The sequence below is a fragment of the Mesorhizobium sp. M7A.F.Ca.CA.001.08.2.1 genome (assembly GCF_003998455.1).
GTDB classification, from domain to species: domain Bacteria; phylum Pseudomonadota; class Alphaproteobacteria; order Rhizobiales; family Rhizobiaceae; genus Mesorhizobium; species Mesorhizobium ciceri.
Window position 1 is genome coordinate 1 of record NZ_RZPW01000956.1, and the last position, 2,002, is coordinate 2,002.

Below are 2,002 nucleotides of genomic sequence, written 5' to 3' on the forward strand. Positions count from 1 at the left end.
GGATTGGAGGCGGCGGGCACGTAGGCGCCGGACACCTGGCCGCGCCGGTCGATATGGGCGCCGCCTACGGCCAGTATTTTCGCGGATTTCAGCATGCCGGCGATATGACCTTTGTTATTCCAGCCGCACAAGCGCTAGGCTGTGCGACCGAGCTTCGCATGCAAGGCGGCGATTCGGCAGGTCGAAACAACCGAGCCGTCTGGCCCAACGTGCGGTGCATTCCTGATCGAATCCTTGGACAAAAAAAGAACAAATCCGGATAATGCTTGTTTTTCAGATATTTGATCCCTCTTGCCAAATGAGAACAAAAAAGGTACAAATAGGCAGGGATTACGGATTGTCCGGCCTTCATTGACGACCAAGGGGTGATGTATCATGGCTCAGAATTCTTTGCGGCTGGTAGAGGACAAGGCAGTGGACAAATCAAAGGCTCTGGATGCGGCGCTGTCGCAGATCGAGCGGGCTTTCGGCAAGGGCTCGATCATGCGGCTCGGCGCCAACGAGCAGGTCGTCGAGATCGAAACGGTGCCGACCGGCTCGCTTGGCCTCGACATCGCGCTTGGCGTCGGTGGCCTGCCGCGCGGCCGCATCATCGAGATCTACGGGCCGGAAAGCTCGGGCAAGACGACGCTGGCCCTGCACACCGTGGCCGAAGCCCAGAAGAAGGGCGGCATCTGCGCCTTCGTCGATGCCGAGCACGCGCTTGACCCGGTCTATGCCCGCAAGCTTGGCGTCGATCTCGAAAACCTGCTGATTTCGCAGCCCGACACCGGTGAGCAGGCGCTGGAAATCTGCGACACGCTGGTGCGCTCCGGCGCCATCGACGTGCTGGTGGTCGATTCGGTCGCGGCGCTGACGCCACGTGCCGAAATCGAAGGCGAGATGGGTGATTCGCTGCCCGGCCTGCAGGCCCGCCTGATGAGCCAGGCGCTGCGCAAGCTGACCGCCTCGATCTCGCGCTCCAACACCATGGTCATCTTCATCAACCAGATCCGCATGAAGATCGGCGTCATGTTCGGTTCGCCCGAGACGACGACCGGCGGCAACGCGCTGAAATTCTACGCATCGGTGCGCCTCGACATCCGCCGCATCGGCTCGGTCAAGGACCGCGACGAAGTCGTCGGCAACCAGACCCGCGTCAAGGTGGTCAAGAACAAGCTGGCGCCGCCCTTCAAGGTGGTCGAGTTCGACATCATGTATGGTGAAGGCGTGTCCAAGACCGGCGAACTGGTCGATCTCGGCGTCAAGGCCGGCGTGGTCGAGAAGTCGGGCGCCTGGTTCTCCTACAATTCGCAGCGTCTCGGCCAAGGCCGCGAGAATGCCAAACTGTTCCTGCGCGACAATCCCGACACCGCACGCGAGATCGAGCTGGCGCTCCGACAGAATGCCGGGCTGATCGCCGAAAAGTTCCTTGAGAATGGCGGCTCCGAAGGTGGCGACGACGGGTTCGAGGAGGAATCCGGCGCGATGTGACAACTCGCGAGGTCGGCCGGAGTTCGGCCATAATCGCATTCTATTATCTCGGGCTTAAGTAATCGAGTTCCGCGTTAATGCGTTTTGAAACCGCCGGCCCAGTGCCGGCGGTTTTGCGTTTCGGCGGCGAAAACAGGCCGGTTCGAACGGCCGGCAAAGGCCGTGGATTGGACCAATTCCGTGTTTCTGGACAGGGTGAAGCGCGGCGGCTAAAAGGCCAAGTCCTAATCTTCTAAAACGCAGAGCCCATTTCCGCCGGTTTGCCGGCGGCCCTTCCGAAAAGGCAGCATTCATGAGTGGCGTGAACGAAATCCGGTCGACATTTCTCGACTACTTCCGCAAGGAGGGTCACGAGATCGTCGCGTCGAGTCCGCTGGTGCCGCGCAACGACCCGACGCTGATGTTCACCAACGCCGGCATGGTACAGTTCAAGAACGTCTTCACCGGCCTGGAGAAGCGGCCCTATTCGCGCGCCTCGACCGCCCAGAAGAGCGTTCGCGCCGGCGGCAAGCACAACGATCTCGACAAT

At 60.8% G+C, this 2,002-nt stretch carries 2 protein-coding genes and 1 pseudogene; 2 read left to right on the forward strand and 1 reads right to left on the reverse strand.

The window, feature by feature from the left end:
• Positions 1–95: pseudogene (locus tag EN914_RS40050) on the reverse strand (carbohydrate kinase); the annotation flags it as partial.
• A gap of 280 nt (positions 96–375) precedes the next feature.
• Here EN914_RS40050 and recA point away from each other — a divergent pair.
• Positions 376–1,473, forward strand: coding sequence for a recombinase RecA (gene recA, locus EN914_RS33445; RefSeq protein WP_013532151.1), 1,098 nt, complete (start codon positions 376–378; stop codon positions 1,471–1,473).
• A 292-nt stretch (positions 1,474–1,765) separates the two neighbouring features.
• A partial coding sequence (locus EN914_RS33450) for an alanine--tRNA ligase-related protein (protein WP_164779111.1) occupies positions 1,766–2,002 on the forward strand: 237 nt, incomplete at its 3' end.